This window comes from uncultured Bacteroides sp. (genome assembly GCF_905207245.1).
Lineage (GTDB): Bacteria > Bacteroidota > Bacteroidia > Bacteroidales > Bacteroidaceae > Bacteroides.
This window is the reverse complement of the sequence record NZ_CAJLKP010000009.1, coordinates 51,196-71,503: the sequence shown is the minus strand read 5'-3', so window position 1 is coordinate 71,503 and position 20,308 is coordinate 51,196. Positions and strand designations below refer to the sequence as shown.

The 20,308-nt window shown below is 42.0% G+C and carries 12 protein-coding genes; all 12 read left to right on the top strand.

Features of this window, described 5'->3' with window-relative positions; translation table 11 throughout:
- Window positions 1–18: 18 nt before the first annotated feature.
- The 12 genes from QZ135_RS04895 (at window position 19) to QZ135_RS04840 (ending at window position 20,304) form a co-directional block, all read left to right on the top strand.
- Window positions 19–1,017 carry a hypothetical protein gene (locus QZ135_RS04895; RefSeq protein ID WP_294606400.1) on the top strand — a complete coding sequence of 333 codons (999 nt, stop codon included), beginning with the start codon at window positions 19–21 and terminating at the stop codon, window positions 1,015–1,017.
- Window positions 1,018–1,155: 138 nt separating this feature from the next.
- The gene (locus QZ135_RS04890; RefSeq protein ID WP_294606398.1) at window positions 1,156–2,871 is read left to right on the top strand and encodes a M64 family metallopeptidase; all 1,716 of its coding nucleotides are present in this window, start codon (window positions 1,156–1,158) and stop codon (window positions 2,869–2,871) included.
- An 859-nt stretch (window positions 2,872–3,730) separates the two neighbouring features.
- Window positions 3,731–6,592 carry a SusC/RagA family TonB-linked outer membrane protein gene (locus QZ135_RS04885; protein WP_294606395.1) on the top strand — a complete coding sequence of 954 codons (2,862 nt, stop codon included), beginning with the start codon at window positions 3,731–3,733 and terminating at the stop codon, window positions 6,590–6,592.
- Between the two features lie 17 nt (window positions 6,593–6,609).
- The gene (locus tag QZ135_RS04880) at window positions 6,610–8,124 is read left to right on the top strand and encodes a RagB/SusD family nutrient uptake outer membrane protein (protein WP_294606393.1); all 1,515 of its coding nucleotides are present in this window, start codon (window positions 6,610–6,612) and stop codon (window positions 8,122–8,124) included.
- Between the two features lie 18 nt (window positions 8,125–8,142).
- On the top strand, window positions 8,143–9,018 hold the full coding sequence (locus tag QZ135_RS04875; RefSeq protein WP_294606391.1) for a hypothetical protein: 876 nt from the start codon (window positions 8,143–8,145) through the stop codon (window positions 9,016–9,018).
- An 86-nt stretch (window positions 9,019–9,104) separates the two neighbouring features.
- Window positions 9,105–11,228: a C10 family peptidase gene (locus QZ135_RS04870; RefSeq protein ID WP_294606390.1), complete on the top strand. Its 2,124-nt coding sequence runs from the start codon at window positions 9,105–9,107 to the stop codon at window positions 11,226–11,228.
- A gap of 256 nt (window positions 11,229–11,484) precedes the next feature.
- Window positions 11,485–13,311: a thiol protease/hemagglutinin PrtT gene (locus QZ135_RS04865; protein ID WP_294606388.1), complete on the top strand. Its 1,827-nt coding sequence runs from the start codon at window positions 11,485–11,487 to the stop codon at window positions 13,309–13,311.
- Complete coding sequence (locus tag QZ135_RS04860) at window positions 13,308–13,850, top strand: hypothetical protein (protein ID WP_294606386.1); 543 nt, start codon at window positions 13,308–13,310, stop codon at window positions 13,848–13,850. The genes QZ135_RS04865 and QZ135_RS04860 overlap by 4 nt, the downstream gene beginning before the upstream one ends.
- A 50-nt stretch (window positions 13,851–13,900) precedes the next feature.
- A complete protein-coding gene (gene hflX, locus QZ135_RS04855) occupies window positions 13,901–15,157 on the top strand; it encodes a GTPase HflX (RefSeq protein WP_294606384.1) in 1,257 nt (418 codons plus the stop codon).
- Between the two features lie 101 nt (window positions 15,158–15,258).
- Window positions 15,259–17,256 (top strand): DUF4954 family protein, encoded by a 1,998-nt coding sequence (locus QZ135_RS04850; protein WP_294606382.1) that lies wholly within the window; start codon window positions 15,259–15,261, stop codon window positions 17,254–17,256.
- A gap of 69 nt (window positions 17,257–17,325) precedes the next feature.
- On the top strand, window positions 17,326–18,966 hold the full coding sequence (locus QZ135_RS04845) for a fumarate hydratase (protein ID WP_294606380.1): 1,641 nt from the start codon (window positions 17,326–17,328) through the stop codon (window positions 18,964–18,966).
- A gap of 174 nt (window positions 18,967–19,140) precedes the next feature.
- Complete coding sequence (locus QZ135_RS04840; protein ID WP_294606378.1) at window positions 19,141–20,304, top strand: acyltransferase; 1,164 nt, start codon at window positions 19,141–19,143, stop codon at window positions 20,302–20,304.
- Window positions 20,305–20,308: the final 4 nt, after the last annotated feature.

The window sequence follows — 20,308 nt, the reverse complement described above, 5'->3', positions numbered from 1 at the left end:
ATTTAATAAAATGGATATATGAAAACAATAAATAATTTTTTTCTTTTAGTACTGGCGGGAGGACTATTGACCTTTTCAGCTTGTTCTGATGATATTGAGAGAGAGCCTTCTCCCATAGTCCCGGAAGGCTGTCAGGGGGCTGCATTCTCTACCATAAATGAATATGACTATGAACTGGAGCCAGAAGCAGCAATGGAGATAACACTGGTTGTAACCCGTGAGAAATCAGAAGGTGCTGCAACTGTGGGAGTGGAAGTATTGAACAATACAGAAAATATCTTTGAAGTACCCACTACAGTATCTTTTGCAGATGGAGAAACAGAAGCTCCATTGACTTTGAAGTTTCCGAATGCAGAAGTTGGAATATCCTACAACTATAGTCTGAAGTTTGCAGAAGGCGATTACAATCCATATTCGGACAAGACTACTTATGCTTCAGGCAACGTAATCCGTATCAAATGGAATCCGTTGGAAACAGCTATCTACACAGACGGTATGATTTCTACTGTTTATGGTGTTGACTATCCGATTTCATGGTATGTAAACGCAGAATATGCCTCATTCACTGACGGTAGCCTGCGTGTACGCCTCAAGAATCCATATAGTGCGCCGGAGACTTATAATCCTGATGTAAACGGCATCTATGAAGGGTATCCTTATTTGGATGTGGACAACATTGTAAACTCGAATGTCAAGATGCAGATTGATATTGATGGTGAAGAAGCTATCATACCTGCACTTAAATTTGGCGCATTCTTAAATAGTGGGGACGGACAATTAATTGGCGGTTCAGCATTTGGCGTGTTCCAAGGCGGCAAAGATAAATATCCGTTGGGTGAAGTTGCTTATGATAAAGAAGGAAACCTTGTTTCTATCATATTCGGTCCCAACTCTCTATTTGCATCTGTAGAAAGTTTGTGGGCAGAAGGACGAGCAGGCATTGCCGCAAATCCAACCACTTTGTTCTTCTCTTTGGAAAGCTGGAAAAAATATCAGGAGGATTCTGCTGAAAAATAACAGACAACATGTCAGTTGATTGACATTATAATATTGAAAGAGTTGTATCAACATAATCGTGGAATATTATGTTTGGTGCGGCTCTTTCTGCTTATATTTGCTTCCAGATTAATATTTAAATTATAATACATGAGGAATATGAAAACAAAACTGTCCTTTCTGTTACTGTGTGTCTTCGTGCTAACAGCTTGTTCTAAGGATGCTGAAGAGATACCGTCCATCCAGTTCAATTCTGATATAGAGAATCTTATCTTAGGAGCCGAGAAAGATTCCAGACTTACACTCAACTTTTCCAGTACCCATTCTTGGCAAGCAAATACTGACGCCGTTTGGATTACAATTTCTCCAGCACAAGGAAATACCGGTAATTCTTCTCTTGCTATTTTTGCCAAAGAAGAAAACCGTACAGGCGAAATACGCGAAGCAACCGTTACTTTATCTGCTGACGGTGTTCCAATCAAGGACTTGAAAATCAGTCAACAAAAAAAGGATGTACTCGAAGTGAAGCAGGCTACTTATAATGTACCTGCAGAAGGAATGAGCATACAAATAGAGTTCACTACAAATTTGCAAGAAGGTATTTCCAAAATACGATATTCACAAGATGTACAAGACTGGTTAATATTCAATGATAATGTGAGCACAAAAGCCTTGGTGGATAAAATTCTAAATGTCAGAGTATTGCCGAATTCTTCCCGTGCAGAGCGTACAGCCACATTTCAAATAGTGATAGAAGATACTGCCGGCAAACAACTGATAGAATCCGGTAAAATCTCTATTATACAGAAAGGAGCAGGAGTAGGCACTTCCACTGACCTTGAAACAGATGATGGCAAAGTGATAAAGTTACAGACACACTCTAAAGGAAACGGAATCCCGGTGGTATTTATGGGAGACGGATTCTTGGATGCCGATATTCGAAGCGGTTTTTACCGGAAAGCAATGGAGAAAGGTATGGAACATTTCTTCTCTGAAGAACCGGTAAAGTCTTTGCGTGAGTATTTCGATGTATGGATGGTGACTGCCGTGTCGCTGAACGATGCTTTCGGTGAAGGTTATTCTACAAAATTCAGTTGCTGGCTGGAAGGTGGAAAAAGTACGCTTATCAAAGGAGATGAAAAAATGGTACAGTACTATACACAAGCAGTGGATGAAATCAGAACCAATGCGGAAATGTTTTACGAGACAATGTCTATAGTCATATTAAATACGGAAGCATATGCCGGTACTACCTACTTTGGCTATGGTACGGAAGATGATGGTGTGGTGGAATATGCTATCGGCTATTGTCCCATTATAGGTGGTATGGAAAGCGAGGCTTTCCGCCAAGTGCTGTGTCATGAGTGCATAGGACACGGATTTGCTAAATTATTGGATGAATATTCCTATCAGTCAATGGGACAGATTCCTGCAAAGGAGATAGAAAGCAATCAGATATTGCAAACATTTGGTTGGGCTATGAATGTCGATTTCATCGGAGATAAGAGCCAAGTGATATGGAAACACTTTTTGGAAGATGAGCGTTATGCAGGTACCGATGCTTTTGGAGAGACTCTAAGTACCTATGAAGGAGCTTGTACTTATTGGAGCGGTGCTTGGCGTCCTACCAATGAAAGTATGATGCGAAGCAATATACATGGCTTTAATGCCCCCTCACGCGAAGCTATCTACAAACGCATTATGAGGACAGCTTATGGCACTCCGTGGCAATATAATTATGAAGAGTTTGTGAAATTTGACCGTACGCATTTGCCGCAACCGACTAAAGTCACCACTAGAAGTGTGGAACAAATCGGGAAAGGCAGACACTTTGCCCCGCCTCAGTTCGTAAAACGTACTTTGGTAAATAGATAAGATATTTTTAAACAAGAAGGAGTAGATAGAGCTAATGCGTGACAAATACTTTATTATATGAGTGTCCCCAAAGTTTTATGTAAATGAGAAATACGGGATTCTTTTGAGAGTTCCGTATTTAATTGACCTATTCAGAAGGTACGCTTAATGGCTTACCTTCTTTTTCTGAAACGAGGAATATTTCTTTTATTTTCTGAATATCCCTTTCAGGAAATCATAACCTCGGCATGTAACGGCCTTTACCTCGGTATGTAACGACCTTTACCACGGCATGTAAATGGAGTTACCGTGTAAGGGTAACAAAGTTTCCATTTGGGGTAAACGGAATTTCCACGAAGGGGATAATTATCCCATCAAAGGCACCTTGTACCTGAACAACTAATTCCTGTTCGTATCTTTCGATACGGCAGTCATAAACTGAGAGGGTGAATTACAAATAGAATTCATCCTCTCGTTATTTCCTATAGTGGGATACTTCTTTATGACAATTAATGATATGCAAAATACCGGTAGGGAATTAGAGTTAAAAGCCCAAGTCGCAACTTTTTCATAAACAAGATATTTCTCAATAATATTAGCTATTAAAGTTTACTTCCCATTCAATGAAACTATGTGGTTAAATTATTTCACAGATAAATTTAACACAATACCATTTCGGTATTATTATTGTGATAATCATTCAACAGAGTATTTTTTAAAAAGGTAGTGCTTTAAAAAAAGAAAAGTATATTTTTAATATGGTAAACGTACTACCATAGTGCTTGTAAACGCCATATTGTCAGATGTTTAATAATGTAATTGGTATCATATTGGTATATCTTAAATAAGATCACCCCGTTTATATTGACTTTTATTGGACGTGTCGTCTGCTTATACAAGTTCTCTTAAATTACTAACAATCTGTTTATTAACGATTTATGCATATTGTAGTTCTGCGAAGACTTTGCTGATTTCGTACATTGGTATGCAGACACAAGAAGTGACAATTGCTTCTCATGTAAAAGTCACATTGAAGCCTGATACAGAACTACTTGATGAGGTTATTATTGTAGGATACGGAACTGGAAAGAAGTTAGGTTCTGTAGTAGGTTCAGTTGCTGCAGTTGGTGGAAAGAAACTGGAGAAGAATCCTACGGTGAACTTCACCGATGCTTTGGCCGGCCAGGTTTCCGGTCTATCTGTATTATCCAGCTCCGGTGATCCTTCTAAATCTGCAACGATTCGTCTGCGTGGCGTGAACTCAATAAATGCAGGTAATACTCCATTGTTCATTTTGGACGGCGCTCCAATTACCTCATCTGTTTTTAACTCGTTGAACCCTGGTGATATTGAGAATATCACTGTATTGAAAGATGCGTCTTCTACAGCTATTTATGGTTCACGTGCTGCGAATGGTGTTATTGTAATTACCAGTAAGAAGGGTAAGTTCGATCAAAAAGCCAGTGTAACTTTGCGTGCTCAATATGGTTTTTCCAGTATGGTTCAGGACAACGTGGATATGATGAACTCTTCACAGTATATCCAATTCCGTGAATTGATAGGCAACCCTGTTCCACAAACTATTAAAGATAGAGTGGAAAAATATGGCATCAGCACCAATTGGCGTGATGAAGTTTTTGATAGCCATGCACCAACTTATACATTAGATGCTGCTATAAATGGTGGTGGCAACAATATGTCTTACTATCTGTCTTTGAATCACCACGAACAAGAAGGTATTATTGCACAGTCTGGTCTTCGTCGTGAAGCACTTCGCTTTAACTTCGATACACGCGTGAAAGAATGGTTAAAAGTAGGTTTGCAATCAAACTTGGGCTATAGCCAGTATGAAACTAATAATGAAACAGAATCTACAAGCATTTATACAAGTAGCCCGTCTGTTTTCGCCAGATTTGCATTGCCTTATGATTCTCCCCGTTTTTATACGTTTGACGATAACGGAAACATCCAATGGGGTGACAGAGCTTCTCATTTGCTTTACAGCGGATTGACTACCCCCGACTTTGTTAATGACAACCGTGATGTACAAAGAAGAATTGTCACTGCCAACATCAATCTTTATCAAGAGCTTACTCCGATTAAAGGATTGACCATTAGAGCACAACAATCCATCGATGCATATGACTCTACTTTGTCCAATATCGGGCTTCCGTATGAAGCGTTCAAGACGCCGATGGGAACTAGTGTTGCAGCACGCGATGGTTATCGTCAGGAAAGCTTTAGCAGATATTATGCATTTACATATACGAATACAGCTGAATATAAATTCAATATTGATGACCACAATGTAAGCGTTTTGGCCGGACAAGAATCTATCATCTCTAAATCCAGAAGTTTTGGAGTGTTTACTGAAGGTCATACGGATGCTCGCCAGATGAAACTGACACAAGCTCCATCTCCGGTTTCACCTAAAGATGACTTGACGCATACGCAAGTGGAAACAGTTTTCAACTCTATGTTCTTCACTGGTAGTTACAACTATGCTTCTAAATACTATCTGGACGTAACCTACAGACGTGATGGAAGTTCTAAGTTCCCCAAGGACAGCCGTTGGGCTAATTTCTGGTCAGTTGGTGCTATGTGGGATATGAAGAAGGAAAACTTCATGGACAACATTGATTGGGTGAATGAACTTTCAGTAAAGGCAAGTTATGGTACCACTGGTAACTCCGGTATTGGTAATTATGCTTACTTTGGTTTAATTGGTTCTGGAAGTCCTTACAACAGCGAAGGTTCTTTGGGGATTTCACAAGCCAGTAACACGGACCTAACTTGGGAGAAAGTGGCAGGTGTCAATGTTGGTTTGTCTTTCCGCATATTCGATCGTTTAACTGCCAATGTGGATTTCTATCAGAAGAAGACAACTGATTTATTAATGGATATACCTTATTCTTATACTACTGGTTTTAGTTCTGGTGCCGGAAATATTGGTGCTATGGTTAACAAAGGAGTTGACGTGGATTTCAAGGTAGATATTATTCAAAACAGTAATTTCTATTGGGGATTCAGAGCTAACTTCAACTATAATAAGAATGAAATTACAGAGCTGTTCAACGGACGTGATGAATATAGTTTGCCCGACTATGGCTTGCAATATAAGGTAGGTCATTCTGTTGGTGAATTATATTTTGTGCGCAGAGCCGGTGTTGATCCACGCGATGGAAAACAAATATGGTATGATAAAGATGGCAATCTGACTAAAGTATTTAACCAGGAGAGAGATGCCGTTTTGATTGGTAAGGATAGATATGCTCCGTTGAGTGGAGGCTTTGGTACAGAATTCACTTGGAAAGGTGTTTCTGTGGGCGCTGACTTTACTTGGGCAGGTAAGAAGTACTTGATGAGTAATGACAAATACTTCATAGAAAATGCAGAGCAGGGCCTCGCTAAGAACCAGACTACAAATATGTTGAACATCTGGACCACACCGGGACAAATCACAGACATTCCTGCTTCTACAGAAGCTATTCAAATGGACGACCACTTGGTGGAGAATGCTTCGTTTCTCCGTTTGAAGAACGTAACCGTTCAGTATGAATTGCCGAAATCGTTATTGAAACGTAGTAATATAATCGAGCGCTTCAACATCTTCTTCCCCGGCCGTAACTTATGGACACTTACTAACTTTACCGGTTATGACCCTGAACCTGATATCAACTTGATTAAGTTTGGATATCCTAATACAAGACAATTCGTATTTGGTGTTGAATTAACATTTTAATTAAGAAAAAGATGATTATGAAAAAAATATTATTTGCACTATTAATGGTGGGCGCATTGGTTACTTCCTGCGATATGGACAAGAAACCTTATGGCAGTCTTGACAATGATACTGCCATCCAGAATCTGAATGACTGCCGTCGTTTTCGCAATGGACTCTATGCGAGTATGAGAAGTCTCACCACCGGCGGATATGTTAATTATCCGGAAATACAGATGGATATATTCCAGGGAGTCACTACTAACGGAAACCGTATTGGTGAATTCTCTAATGGAAATATCAACTCGTCAACGAGAGATATTGCCACTATATGGGGAAATATATATTCGATAATAAACTCAGCTAACTTCATTATTAATAAGATGGATGAGATGTTGACAAATAATGAATATACTGCTGAAGAGCATGCAGAATTGGCTCGTTATGATGGGGAAGCTAAGTTTGTGAGAGCATATTGCTATTACTGGCTGGCCGATCATTATTGCTCAACTTATTCGGCAAGTATTGCACAATCTCCGGGTAGAGGTTTACCTTTGGTGACTGTTTACAATCCGACCGGTGACAGTAGCAAATATCCTGGACGTAGCACGCAAGATGAGACGTATAAACTGATAAGCGATGATTTGACTGATGCTTATAATGCATTGCTTGAATATGAAAAGAGCGATAATGAATTTGTTGCTCCCAACGCCGCCTATTTGTCTTCTTATGCAGTATTAGCGCTGCAAGCACGTATTGCTTTGCTGAAAGGTGACAATGCAACTGCTCTGTCAAAAGCTGAGGAGATCATTAAGTCTCAAATCTATAAATTGGCAGAAATAAGTGCTTATGAGGCTATGTGGACAAAAGACGAAGGTACTGAAGCTATTTTCCGCCCGTTCATGAGTTCCACTGAATTAGGCTCTTCACTTGGTGGTGCTTATCTGAGCACTAAACTGGATGGTGCAGACTATATTCCTACTTATGACATTTTAAATATGTATGACGAAGAAGATGTTCGTTTTGATGCTTTCTTCACGGTGTGGGAGCTGGCTGTAGATGGTAATGATGTTCCGGCTTATGTATTCAAGAAATATCCGGGTAATGAATCTTTGAAAACAACTGCTACACCTAATTATGTGAATATGCCTAAGATGTTCCGCATGGGTGAAATTTACCTGATTGCTGCTGAAGCGGCTGCTACTACAAATCAGACTTTGGCAAATAAATATTTGAATGAATTGCGTAGCAAGCGTATCGCTGATTATGAAGAGATTAATTATGCTGATCAGATTTTGGTTCAACAAATACGCAGCGAGCGTTTGAAAGAGTTGATTGGTGAAGGTTTCCGTATGAGTGACTTGCGCCGTTGGGGTATTGGTTTCCAACGTAATCCTGATCATCCAGAGAATCCGGATATCAATAATATTCTTGTTCCGAATGGAAAAGAACTTGCATATCCGGCAGGAGATTATCGCTTCGTATGGCCTATTCCATCTGCTGAAATGGAAACAAATCCGCAATTGGCAGGACAACAGAATCCCGGTTATTAATTTAAAAAGAATAAGTTTATGAAATATTTGAAAATATTGGTGGCGTTCTTACTGCCTCTATCGATGGTAGCTTGTAGCGATGACGATGATGCTATAAACTCCGGCAGTGCCACTATCGGATTCGCCCAAGGCGAAATGGACGTGAAGGAGAATGTTAGAAGTATTCAAGTTCCTATTCAGGTGTCAGGAGATCATAGTGGTCTTATTGAAGCTACCGTGACTGTGAAAGATGTTACCGGGGTAGTTATGGAAAATGATAAGACGGTAATTCTTACCTCCGGACAAATCAGAATACCTGCAGGTGTAGAAACTGTTAATGTAGAAATATACCTTGATGTTGTAACAAAGGAAGATAATTTTGATCGCTCATTCAAACTCGAAATAACAGGAGCTAAAGGAGCTTCTATCGGAACTGGTTCTTGTAAGATAAATGTTCAGGAGCAAATAGAACCTTACGATAAATTAATGGGTACCTGGACGTTTAATGCTGTTAATGCTGCAAGTGGTGCTCCTGTTAATTTCACGGTTGTAGTTTCGGATGGTGGAGATGAAGCTAATCTGGAGAAGAGGTTTATCTTCGAAGGCTTTACAGACCCGCAAGGATACAAAGCGTCTATCCCTTGGATTGTAAAATACAACAAGACGGCCGGAACACTGTCGTTGGTGGAAGGTGAAACTTACAATACACTCAATTTTGGCTTTATAGGTGAAGTTAGAGTATGCCCGATGAGTATGAGTGGCGGACTTGTGAAATCTTTAGATGCAACCTGGAATGAAACATTCGATGAAATCGTATTTAATCCGAATGGTATTGTTGGTGTAGGTGTATTTAAGGACGGAGTATATGCAGGCTATTGGGCTGTATATGCAGAATGCTCTATGACGAAAAATTAAATTGTTCTTTGAATAATTGACTTTATGTATAGAAAAGGCTATGCTATTTTACGGCATAGTCTTTTCATCATTAATATGATTGAAATATGAAAAAAGCTATTATCACCCTTGTTTTTGTTTCCCTGGTTTGCTCAGGATGGCTTTTTGCGGCTCCACGCACCCCGCAACAAGCATTAGAAATTGCCCGTACATTTGTGCGTTCTCATGTAGCCATGAAGCACATTGATGTAAAGGGGCTGAAACTGATAAACGGAGAAAGCATACAGACTCGTACTATGGCTTATCCAGCTTATTATATTGTTAATACAGGGAATGATGATGGATTTGTCATCATCTCGGGTGATGATTGTGCGCGTGAAATATTGGCATATTCTGAAAAAGGAAGTCTGGATTATGCTCATTTACCTCCTAACACTAAGTATTGGCTGGATTTTTATGCAACTGAGATGGAGCGAATGAATGAAAATGATAGTTTTGTGAAAAAAACGGCTGAGGTTCAAAGTTCGGCGACGCGAACAATACCTCCGGTCATTGCTCCGCTTTTAGACAAAATAGAATGGGATCAGGGAGACCCGTATAATCTGGATTGTCCGGAAGAAAGGGGAGAAAAAACTGTTACCGGTTGTGCTGCCACAGCATTGGCTATGGTGATGAAATATTATGAATATCCCAAACAGGGAATAGGAAGTTACAGTTATACAACTGCGACCCTAAGGAAAACACTTTCCGTGAACTATGCTGAGGCTAACTATAAATGGGAGCTGATGTTACCTCAATATACAGGTACGGCAACTGAGGAGCAAAAGAAAGCGGTGGCCGAATTAATGTTACACTGTGGTGTTGCTATGGATATGGATTATAATCTGAATGCCGCCGGTGGTAGTGGTGCAGGTATCTTCACGCAGTATAATGCCTTGACAAAATATTTCGGATATAACCCTAATATGTATTTTGAAGGGCGTGATTATAATAGCGAAGGACGCTGGAAGAATTTGATTCAAAAGGAATTAATAGCTGGACGCCCTATTCTGTATAGCGGACAAAGTTCCGGAGGAGGCCATGCGTTTGTGCTGGATGGGTGCGATGAGAAAGACATGTACCACTTCAATTGGGGATGGAGCGGATATGCCAACGGATATTATTCGTTGAGTGCTTTGGACCCGGGAGCGGGCGGTACGGGAAGCGGAAGCGGGGCTTATAATGCCATGCAATATATTATGTTACTTGTACAGCCAGAAACAACCGGAGAAATCATTAGTGGTTTTACATTGGAAGGGAGTATGGAAGCTACTAAAAATCAATATGCGAGGGATGAAAGTGTCGATATAAGATTTACTAAAATCTGGAACACTGCTACACCTATGACTGGTGTTATTGGTTTAGCTTTATATCAGGGAGACGAGTTTGTTACGTTTCTTACAAGCCCCAGCGCATTTTCGGGTATAAACATAGGAAGTGGATGGAACAGCATTACATTAAGCGGAACAATCCCTGCTTCAGTACCCAATGGTAGCTACCAACTTCATTTTGCCTCACAAAAAGAGGGTGAGAAAGAGCCGAGTATGCTACGTGGTCTGGAAGATGTGAGTACTTATTATAATGTTGAAGTCACTGCCAACAGCATTGTGCTTAATACCCCGGGAAGTAAGTTCGAATTATCCCAACTTGCTCCGGCTGTGTTGGTTGGCGAAGCTGTGGAAGGAAAAGAGATGACCTTTACACTGCAAGTAGAGAATAAGGGAATGAAGTATGAAGACGACTTTGCTGTTTATATACGCAAAAATGGAGCACTGCTTCCTTATACACGCATAAGTGATTATACCGTAATACCGGGTAGTGCTTCCAGTACCATCACCATTTCTGGAAATCCCGGATTACCGGCAGGAGAGTATTATGCGATAGGAAGTTATCGGAAAGATGATACATGGAAACAGTTCACCGGCAATGAGCTGAGACTTGTCTTCACGATTACGGACGTAGAAACTGGTATTGAACAAGCTGAATCCATTCAGCCTTTAAAAGTTATTACTACAGGTACCGGGTTAGATATTTCCAGTGAAAATCCTGATGAAATGATTGATGTATATTCCAGCTATGGGGTTAAAATAACAAGTATAAGAGGAAAAGGTGTCGTAGCATTTTCACAGAATGGTCTCTATATTGTGAGACAGGGAAAGAATGTTTTAAAGGTTTTATTTAATCCACATTAAAAACTCTCTTCTGGCATCTTTATATAAGAACGTTTTTTCAGAGGCTATCCCATAACTGAGGATAGCCTTGTTTTTATATCCTAAAGTGAGCGATTTCTTATTAGAAATGTTCGTTTGAAATGGGATTATGAAAAAAAGTATTCAAAATCATCTGCCGAATCATATATTTCCGTAATTTTGTCTTTCTAATGAACCATAAATCTGATTGACTTATATCATTCGTTGAGGTGCTATTTAGTAATTAACCCCAAACTATATGAGGTATACACTACTCTTTTTGTTTGTTTTTTTTTCGGGCGCTCTTCTTGCTGACAATGTGACAGCAGAGCAAGCACGAGCTTTGGCTATTGACTTCTTTAAAACAAGTATTCAGACCCGTAGTACTGTGTCGCCTCAGTTACAAATGGTGTGGGATGGAGAAGATGTGAACACTCGTAATGCCGGAACATTTCCGGCTTTCTACGTCTTTAACAGTACTGACCGGAAGGGATTTGTAGTCATTGCCGGGGATGACGCGGTTATGCCTGTATTGGGTTATTCTTCTACGGATAGTTTTGTTGTAGATGGGATGCCAACTAATTTAAAAAGTTGGATGAACGGATTGAGAGAGCAGATTAATGAAGCCAGGATGTCAGGTTTAGTCGCTTCTGATGCTGTCGCTAAAGCGTGGACAAGTTTGTCGAAGACTGCTGCCGGAACTGTGGTGAAGGAATATGAAACGGCAAACTGGAACCAACTGGACCCTTATAATACCCTTTGTCCTGAAATTAGAGGTAGCCGGACTGTTACAGGATGTGTTGCAACGGCAATATCAATACTTATGCGATATCATCAATGGCCGGATGCAGGCGTGGGTATTCTCCCTGCTTACAATTATGAAGCAGAGAGTTCCGGAACAAGAATGACCATACCGGAAAGAAGTCTGGGCAACACTTATGATTGGAATATGATGCCGCTTCAATATGATAGAAACTCATCGGAAACTGCTAAAAATGAAGTTGCAACATTGATGTACGATTGTGGTGTCATGGCTCAGGCTAGGTTTAATACTGCTTCTGCTGGTGGAACCGGTGCTGCAACATTAACCGCTGTTCAAGGATTAGCAAAATATATGAAGTACAATAAAGGCATGTTGTATCTTTTTCGTGAATGGTACTCAGATGCAGAATGGATACAAATGTTGAAAGATGAACTAGAGACAGTAGGTCCTGTGCTTTATGGTGGCATGACTCTTAAGGATGAAGGGCATCAGTTTATATTGGGTGGCTATACAACCGATGACTATTTCAAAGTGAACTGGGGGTGGGGCGGAGCTAGTAATGGCTTTTTCTTGCTTTCTGCTTTAGACCCGGATGCACAAGGAGCCGGAGGTGCTTCCGGAGGTGGATTCACACAGGGGCAAGATGCTGTGTTGGGTTTAACAAAAGAAGATACAAACTCAGATTATCAGTCTTTGTTGGGAATGTTTGCCAGTGGTTCTTATGTAGGTTTAGAAACGACTGAAAATCAGTTTAATATAAATACTATTTTTAGTGTGACAGTTGGGGCAATTGGAAATTTTGGTCTCACACCGTTCAATGGAGTTGCTGCTCTTGCTATGGTGGATAAAAATCAGAAATTGCGGGAAGTGATTTCAGATGAAAATAAGTCCATTTCAAATTTGCAGGTATATAGTGGTAGAGCTTTTATCTTCTCTTGCAAAATTCTATTGGCTCCGCAGCCTGGTGATCGTATTGTTGCGGTCTACAAGGGAACCAATGATGCGGCTTGGAAAATTGTTCGTGGAGGTGCTGATACCACGAATGAAATTATCATTAAGGCTGATCTTACTTCAATTTCCGAAATGAAACAAGAGATACAATTTACTGCTTTCTGCGATAAGCGGCAAGAAATGGTGACTGTTTATTTACCGGAAGGAGCGCGTGAATTGAATGTATACGATGTGAACGGACGTCTGCTGAGACAGATACAGACTGAAGGAAAGATAAATACAACTTTCTCTTGCGAGGAATATCCTGCGGGGGTGTATATTCTGCAAGCTGTTACGAACAAGGGAACCAAACAATGTAAATTTTTAAAATGAGAAAAGAAATTAATATAGGAGTAGTGGCTTTGATTGCCTTATTGGCTGGATGCCGCTCTGCAAAAAAAGAAACAACAGTGACATCTGATATACCTAAAATAGAAATGAATTCTATGGTAACCACTCCGGCTAAGTCAGGTGGTAATCCGGCTTCCACCTCACCGATAGTGTATGTATATAAGACAAAGGCTGATTATTTACATCAGGTTCCGGTCATTATGGATGAGGCGCGTACCCGTATATTATCTTATCCTGCGCCCGGAGATTTGAAAGTAGGAGGTGGCTTGCGCCTGCCTACTCCTTTGAACAAGGGGTATCTGTTGGATAATAGAGGAATAGGTCCTAATGTGGTTTTTCTTACCTATACTTATGAAGAGTATAGTAAACTTCCAGCCGCTCCCTCTATGGAAGATTTGTTGGCGAACATTGCTGATAAATATCCGTTATTAGAAATACATGCGTGCGGCAGGCGGGCTGATTACAAGGATATCGTTTCTGAATTAAATGAAAAGATTTCTGAAGGATTTCTGCAAAAATAATTATATTTGCCGCCGCTAATAGTACATATATATAAATTAAGGTATAGTAAATGAAAGAATTTGTAATCTCCGAAGTACAGGCAGAAACGGCGGTATTGGTTGGTCTTATCACAAAAACACAGGATGAGCGCAAGACGAACGAATACCTCGATGAACTGGCATTCTTGGCTGAGACAGCCGGGGCGGAAGTAGTGAAACGGTTTACTCAAAAGTTGGACCAGGCACATTCCGTGACCTACGTCGGCAAAGGTAAACTGGAAGAAATTAAAGAATATATCCGGAACGAGGAGGAAGCTGAACGGGAAATCGGTATGGTGATTTTTGACGATGAGCTTTCTGCAAAACAGATACGTAACATTGAAGCGGAGTTGAAGATCAAGATATTGGACCGCACTTCGCTTATTCTCGATATTTTTGCCATGCGGGCACAGACTGCCAATGCGAAAACTCAGGTGGAGCTGGCACAGTACAAGTATATGCTCCCTCGTCTGCAACGTTTGTGGACTCACTTGGAACGCCAGGGTGGTGGTTCCGGCGCAGGTGGTGGTAAAGGTTCAGTAGGACTTCGTGGTCCGGGGGAAACGCAGTTGGAAATGGACCGTCGTATCATCTTGAACCGTATGTCATTGCTGAAAGAGCGCCTGGCAGAGATTGATAAACAGAAGTCAACTCAACGAAAGAACCGTGGACGTATGATCCGTGCGGCATTAGTGGGATATACCAATGTGGGTAAATCCACTTTGATGAATCTGCTTGCCAAGAGCGAAGTATTTGCTGAAAACAAGCTGTTTGCAACGTTGGATACTACGGTGCGCAAGGTGATCATTGATAACCTGCCATTCCTGCTTTCGGATACGGTTGGTTTCATCCGTAAGTTGCCGACAGATTTGGTAGACTCCTTTAAATCTACATTGGACGAGGTGCGCGAAGCAGATTTACTGTTGCACATTGTGGACATCTCGCATCCGGATTTTGAGGAACAGATAGAAGTAGTCAATAAAACATTGGCGGATATCGGTGCGGCCGGTAAACCAATGATATTAGTATTTAATAAAATAGACGCTTATACTTATGTAGAGAAAGCGTCTGACGACCTTACCCCCAGAACAAAGGAAAACTTGACACTCGAGGAACTGATGAAGACATGGATGGCAAAGATGGAGGATAATTGCCTCTTTATTTCCGCTCGCGAAAAAATCAATTTAGAAGAACTCAAGAGTGTGGTTTACGCACGTGTGAAAGAGTTGCATGTACAGAAGTACCCTTATAACGATTTTCTTTATCAGACCTACGAAGAAGAAGAGTAATCAATGATGAATGAAGAATGATGAATGAAGAATCAGGCTGCACACTATTGTGCTGCATGGTAATTCTTCATTCTTCATTCATCATTCTTAATTTTATTGTTATGAACTACAGACGTTTAACTGAAGATGAAGTACTTCGGTTGAAAAGCCAGTCGTGTCTGGCGGATGATTGGGGGAAAGTAACGGTAGCGGAAAACTTTGCTACCGAATTTGTGCATCACACCCGCTTCTCAGGAAGTGTACGTTTGGGCGTGTTTCAATCAGAATTTACATTGCCGGGAGGGATTAAGAAACATTCCGGTTTGCGCCATGTAACGCTCCACAATGTTACGGTGGGGGACAATTGCTGCATAGAGAATATCCAGAATTATATTGCTAATTATGAAATCGGGCATGATACATTCATTGAGAATGTAGACATTATCCTGGTAGACGGGCTGAGTAAATTCGGTAATGGGGTAGAGGTGTCTGTGCTGAATGAAACCGGTGGACGTGAAGTGCTTATCAATGATAAGCTTTCTGCACATCAGGCTTATATCCTGGCCCTTTACCGTCACCGTCCGGAATTGATTTGCCGGATGAAAGCCATCACTGACTTTTACTCCAATAAGCATGCTTCTGCGGTGGGCACTATCGGCAATCACGTGATGATACTCAATACGGGTTCTATCAAGAATGTGCGTATCGGAGATTATTGCCGCATTTGCGGAACATGCCGTCTCTTTAATGGTAGTGTCAACAGCAATGAAGAAGCACCGGTGCATATCGGTCATGGAGTTATTTGCGACGACTTTATCATTTCTTCCGGTTCGCATATAGACGACGGCGCCATGTTGAGCCGCTGTTTTGTGGGGCAGGCTTGTCGCCTGGGGCACAATTATTCGGCATCAGAATCGCTTTTCTTCAGTAATTGCCAGGGAGAGAATGGTGAAGCCTGTGCCATTTTTGCCGGACCATTCACGGTGACACACCATAAATCTACTTTGCTGATTGCAGGTATGTTCTCATTCATGAATGCCGGTTCGGGGTCCAACCAGAGTAATCATATGTATAAGTTAGGGCCGATTCATCAGGGAACGCTGGAGCGTGGTGCCAAGACTACTTCCGACTCTTACATCCTGTGGCCCGCCCGTGTAGGTGCTTTCTCTCTGGTAATGGGACGCCACGTTAATCATTCCGATACATCCAACCTGCCTTTCTCTTATTTGATAGAACAGAACAATACCACTTATCTTGTGCCGGGCGTCAACCTGCGCAGTGTAGGAACCATCCGTGATGCACAGAAGTGGCCGAAACGTGACAAGCGTACGGATACGAATAAACTGGATTTTATTAATTATAATCTGCTCAGCCCTTACACCGTTCAGAAGATGTTCAAGGGGCGGGAAACGTTGCAGAACCTGCGCCATGCTTCGGGGGAGCTTTCCGATATCTACTCCTTCCATAGTGCAAAAATACGCAACTCTGCTTTGGTGAAAGGTATTCAGTTCTATGAGATAGCTATTCATAAATTCCTTGGTAACTCCGTCATAAAACGTCTGGAAGGCATAGACTTCAAGAGCAATGAAGAAATACGTGACCGCTTGAAACCCGAAACTCCGATAGGTAGCGGTGAGTGGGTGGACATTTCCGGCCTGATAGCTCCGAAGAGTGAAATAGATGCGTTGATTAATGATATAGAGTGCGGCAAAGTAGACCGCCTGAAGTATATCAATGCGGAGTTTGAGAAAATGCACCAGAACTACTACACTTACGAGTGGACGTGGGCTTATGAGAAGTTGGAAGAATTCTACGGAATCAAGCCTGAGAATATAACTACAGGAGATATCATCCGCATAGTAGAGAAGTGGAAAGAAGCTGTAGTGGGGTTGGACCGTATGGTGTACAATGATGCCAAAAAAGAATTCTCGCTGGCTTCCATGACCGGCTTCGGTGCCGATGGTTCGCGTGCGGAGAAAGAAATGGACTTCGAACAAGTGCGTGGAGATTTCGAGAGCAATCCGTTTGTTATGGCAGTGCTGAAACATATTGAAGATAAGACAGCGCTGGGCGATGAATTGATAGGCCGTATGCAAAGGGTGGCATCATTTTCACTCTAATTAAAGAAATATTTCAATAATAGTTCTTACCTTTGCTCTACAATTCATTAATTTAATATTCGAGTAATTATGGCAACAACACCTCCGTTCCACTATCAACCTATGTTTGAGCATGGGGAAGACAAGACTGAGTATTATCTGCTTACAAAAGACTATGTGTCTGTAAGCGAGTTTGAAGGAAAACCAATGCTGAAGATTGAAAAAGAAGGTCTTACGGCAATGGCTAACACAGCTTTCCGCGATGTGTCATTTATGTTGCGCCGTTCGCACAATGAGCAAGTTGCTAAGATATTGAGCGACCCTGAAGCAAGTGATAACGATAAATATGTAGCGATTACCTTCCTGCGTAATGCGGAAGTAGCTTCAAAAGGCATACTTCCTTTCTGTCAGGATACCGGTACGGCTATCGTTCATGGTGAAAAGGGGCAACAAGTATGGACGGGCTACTGTGATGAAGAAGCCCTTTCACTGGGTGTCTACAAAACATATACCGAAGAAAACCTGCGTTACTCTCAGAATGCTCCGCTTAATATGTACGACGAGGTGAACACAAAGTGTAACCTTCCCGCACAAATTGATATTGAAGCCACCGAAGGCATGGAATACAAATTTCTCTGCGTAACCAAAGGTGGTGGTTCGGCTAATAAAACTTACCTGTATCAGGAGACAAAGGCCATCCTGAACCCCGGGACACTGGTTCCTTTTCTTGTAGAGAAGATGAAGACACTGGGTACGGCTGCTTGTCCCCCTTATCACATCGCTTTCGTTATCGGCGGTACTTCTGCTGAGAAGAACCTGCTGACTGTGAAGTTGGCTTCCACTCACTACTACGATGAATTGCCCACTACGGGTAATGAATACGGTCGCGCATTCCGCGATGTAGAACTTGAGAAAGAGGTATTGGCAGAAGCTCATAAGATTGGTCTTGGTGCACAGTTCGGTGGTAAATACCTCGCTCACGATGTACGCATCATCCGTCTGCCCCGTCACGGTGCTTCCTGTCCGGTAGGTTTGGGCGTTTCTTGCTCTGCCGACCGTAATATTAAGTGTAAGATTAATAAAGAAGGTATCTGGATTGAAAAACTGGACAGCAATCCGGGGGAACTGATTCCGGAAGAAATGCGTCATGCAGGCGAGGGTGCCGTAGTGAAGATTGACCTGAACCAGCCGATGTCAGACATTCTGAAAGAGTTGACTAAATATCCGGTAGCTACCCGCCTGTCACTGAATGGTACGATCATCGTAGGTCGCGACATCGCACATGCCAAGCTGAAAGAACGTCTGGACCGTGGTGAAGACTTGCCGCAATATATCAAAGACCATCCCATTTACTATGCCGGCCCTGCCAAAACTCCTACCGGAATGGCTTGCGGCTCTATGGGCCCCACTACTGCAGGACGTATGGACTCGTATGTAGAATTGTTCCAAAGCCATGGCGGCAGCATGGTTATGCTTGCCAAGGGTAACCGTAGCCAACAGGTGACAGACGCCTGCAAGAAGTACGGTGGTTTCTATCTTGGCTCTATCGGTGGTCCTGCTGCTATTCTGGCGCAGAACAATATCAAGAGCATCGAATGCGTAGAGTATCCGGAACTCGGCATGGAAGCCATCTGGAAGATTGAAGTGGAAGACTTCCCTGCATTCATCCTGGTAGATGATAAGGGCAATGACTTCTTCAAGCAACTGAAACCGTGGAATTGCAGTAAGTAAGAAACGTTTTTCTATAGATTAATCGAAAGCTGTCTCAAGAGGTTGATTACTTCTTTGGGGCAGTTTTCTTTGTTTATTCTCATCATAGTGAGAAAAGATTCTCACCGTTATGAGAATAAACAGAGATTGTCTTATCTTTACACCTTTGAAAATCCTATTAATCTTATTTATATTATGGAAATGACTGCTCCTCACCTCTCTCCGAAAGTGGATTCCCGTGTTGTCTGGCTGGATGTCGTGCGACTGATAGCTATGTTTACCGTTGTTTGTTGCCATTGCACAGACCCCTTCAACTTCTATCCGGGAACGGCTCCCAACATTGCAGATATAAAATTCTGGGGGGCCATTTATGGAGCGGTGTTGCGTCCGTGTGTGCCTCTTTTTGTGATGATAACAGGAGCGTTGTTGCTTCCGGTGCGTGGCGATGTGGGCGTATTCTATAAAAAGCGTATTCCACGGGTACTCTTTCCATTCCTTATCTGGTCGGTGATTTATAATCTTTTCCCGTGGATTACAGGGCTGTTGGGAGTGGAACCAAGGGTGATTCTCGACTTCTTTCCGTATTCGGGGGAAGAGGTGATGCGCCAGTCGCTTACTGTGAGCATGGGATATATTGCAGAGTTGCCTTTTAATTTCTCTCTTCTCGACGTGCACATGTGGTACATCTATCTTTTGATAGGACTTTATCTTTATCTGCCAATATTCTCCGCCTGGGTGGAGAAGGCATCGGAACGTGCTAAACTTTGGTTCTTGGTGGCATGGGGAGTGACGTTGCTCATACCTTATTATAGTGAGTTCGTGTCAAAATACTTATGGGGCACTTGCTCATGGAACTCGTTTGGCATGCTTTACTATTTCGCAGGTTTCAATGGTTATCTGCTTTTGGGGCACTACCTGAGAAACCATGACTGGACACGGCGCCAGTCTGTACTGATAGGTATTCCTATGTTTGTGGTGGGATATGTAGTGACTTTCTTTGGTTTCCGCCACATGACGGCATTGCCGGACTTGACGGATGAGATGTTGGAATTGTTCTTCACTTACTGTTCATTAAACGTGGTGATGATGACTATTCCGGTGTTTATGTGGGCCAAGAGGGTAAACGTCCGTTCGGAGCGGGTGATAAAAGCATTGTCCAACCTGACGCTTTGCGGCTTTGGAATCTATATGATACACTACTTTTTTACGGGTCCGGCAGTAGTGTTGATGCGGGTAGCAGGCGTTCCGTTGTATTTGCAGATACCTGCCGCCGCAGTGTTGGCATTCGGCGTTTCATGGCTTCTGGTGGCAATGGCGTACCGTTGTTTCGGAAAGAAGACGAAATGGATATTGGGATAGGATA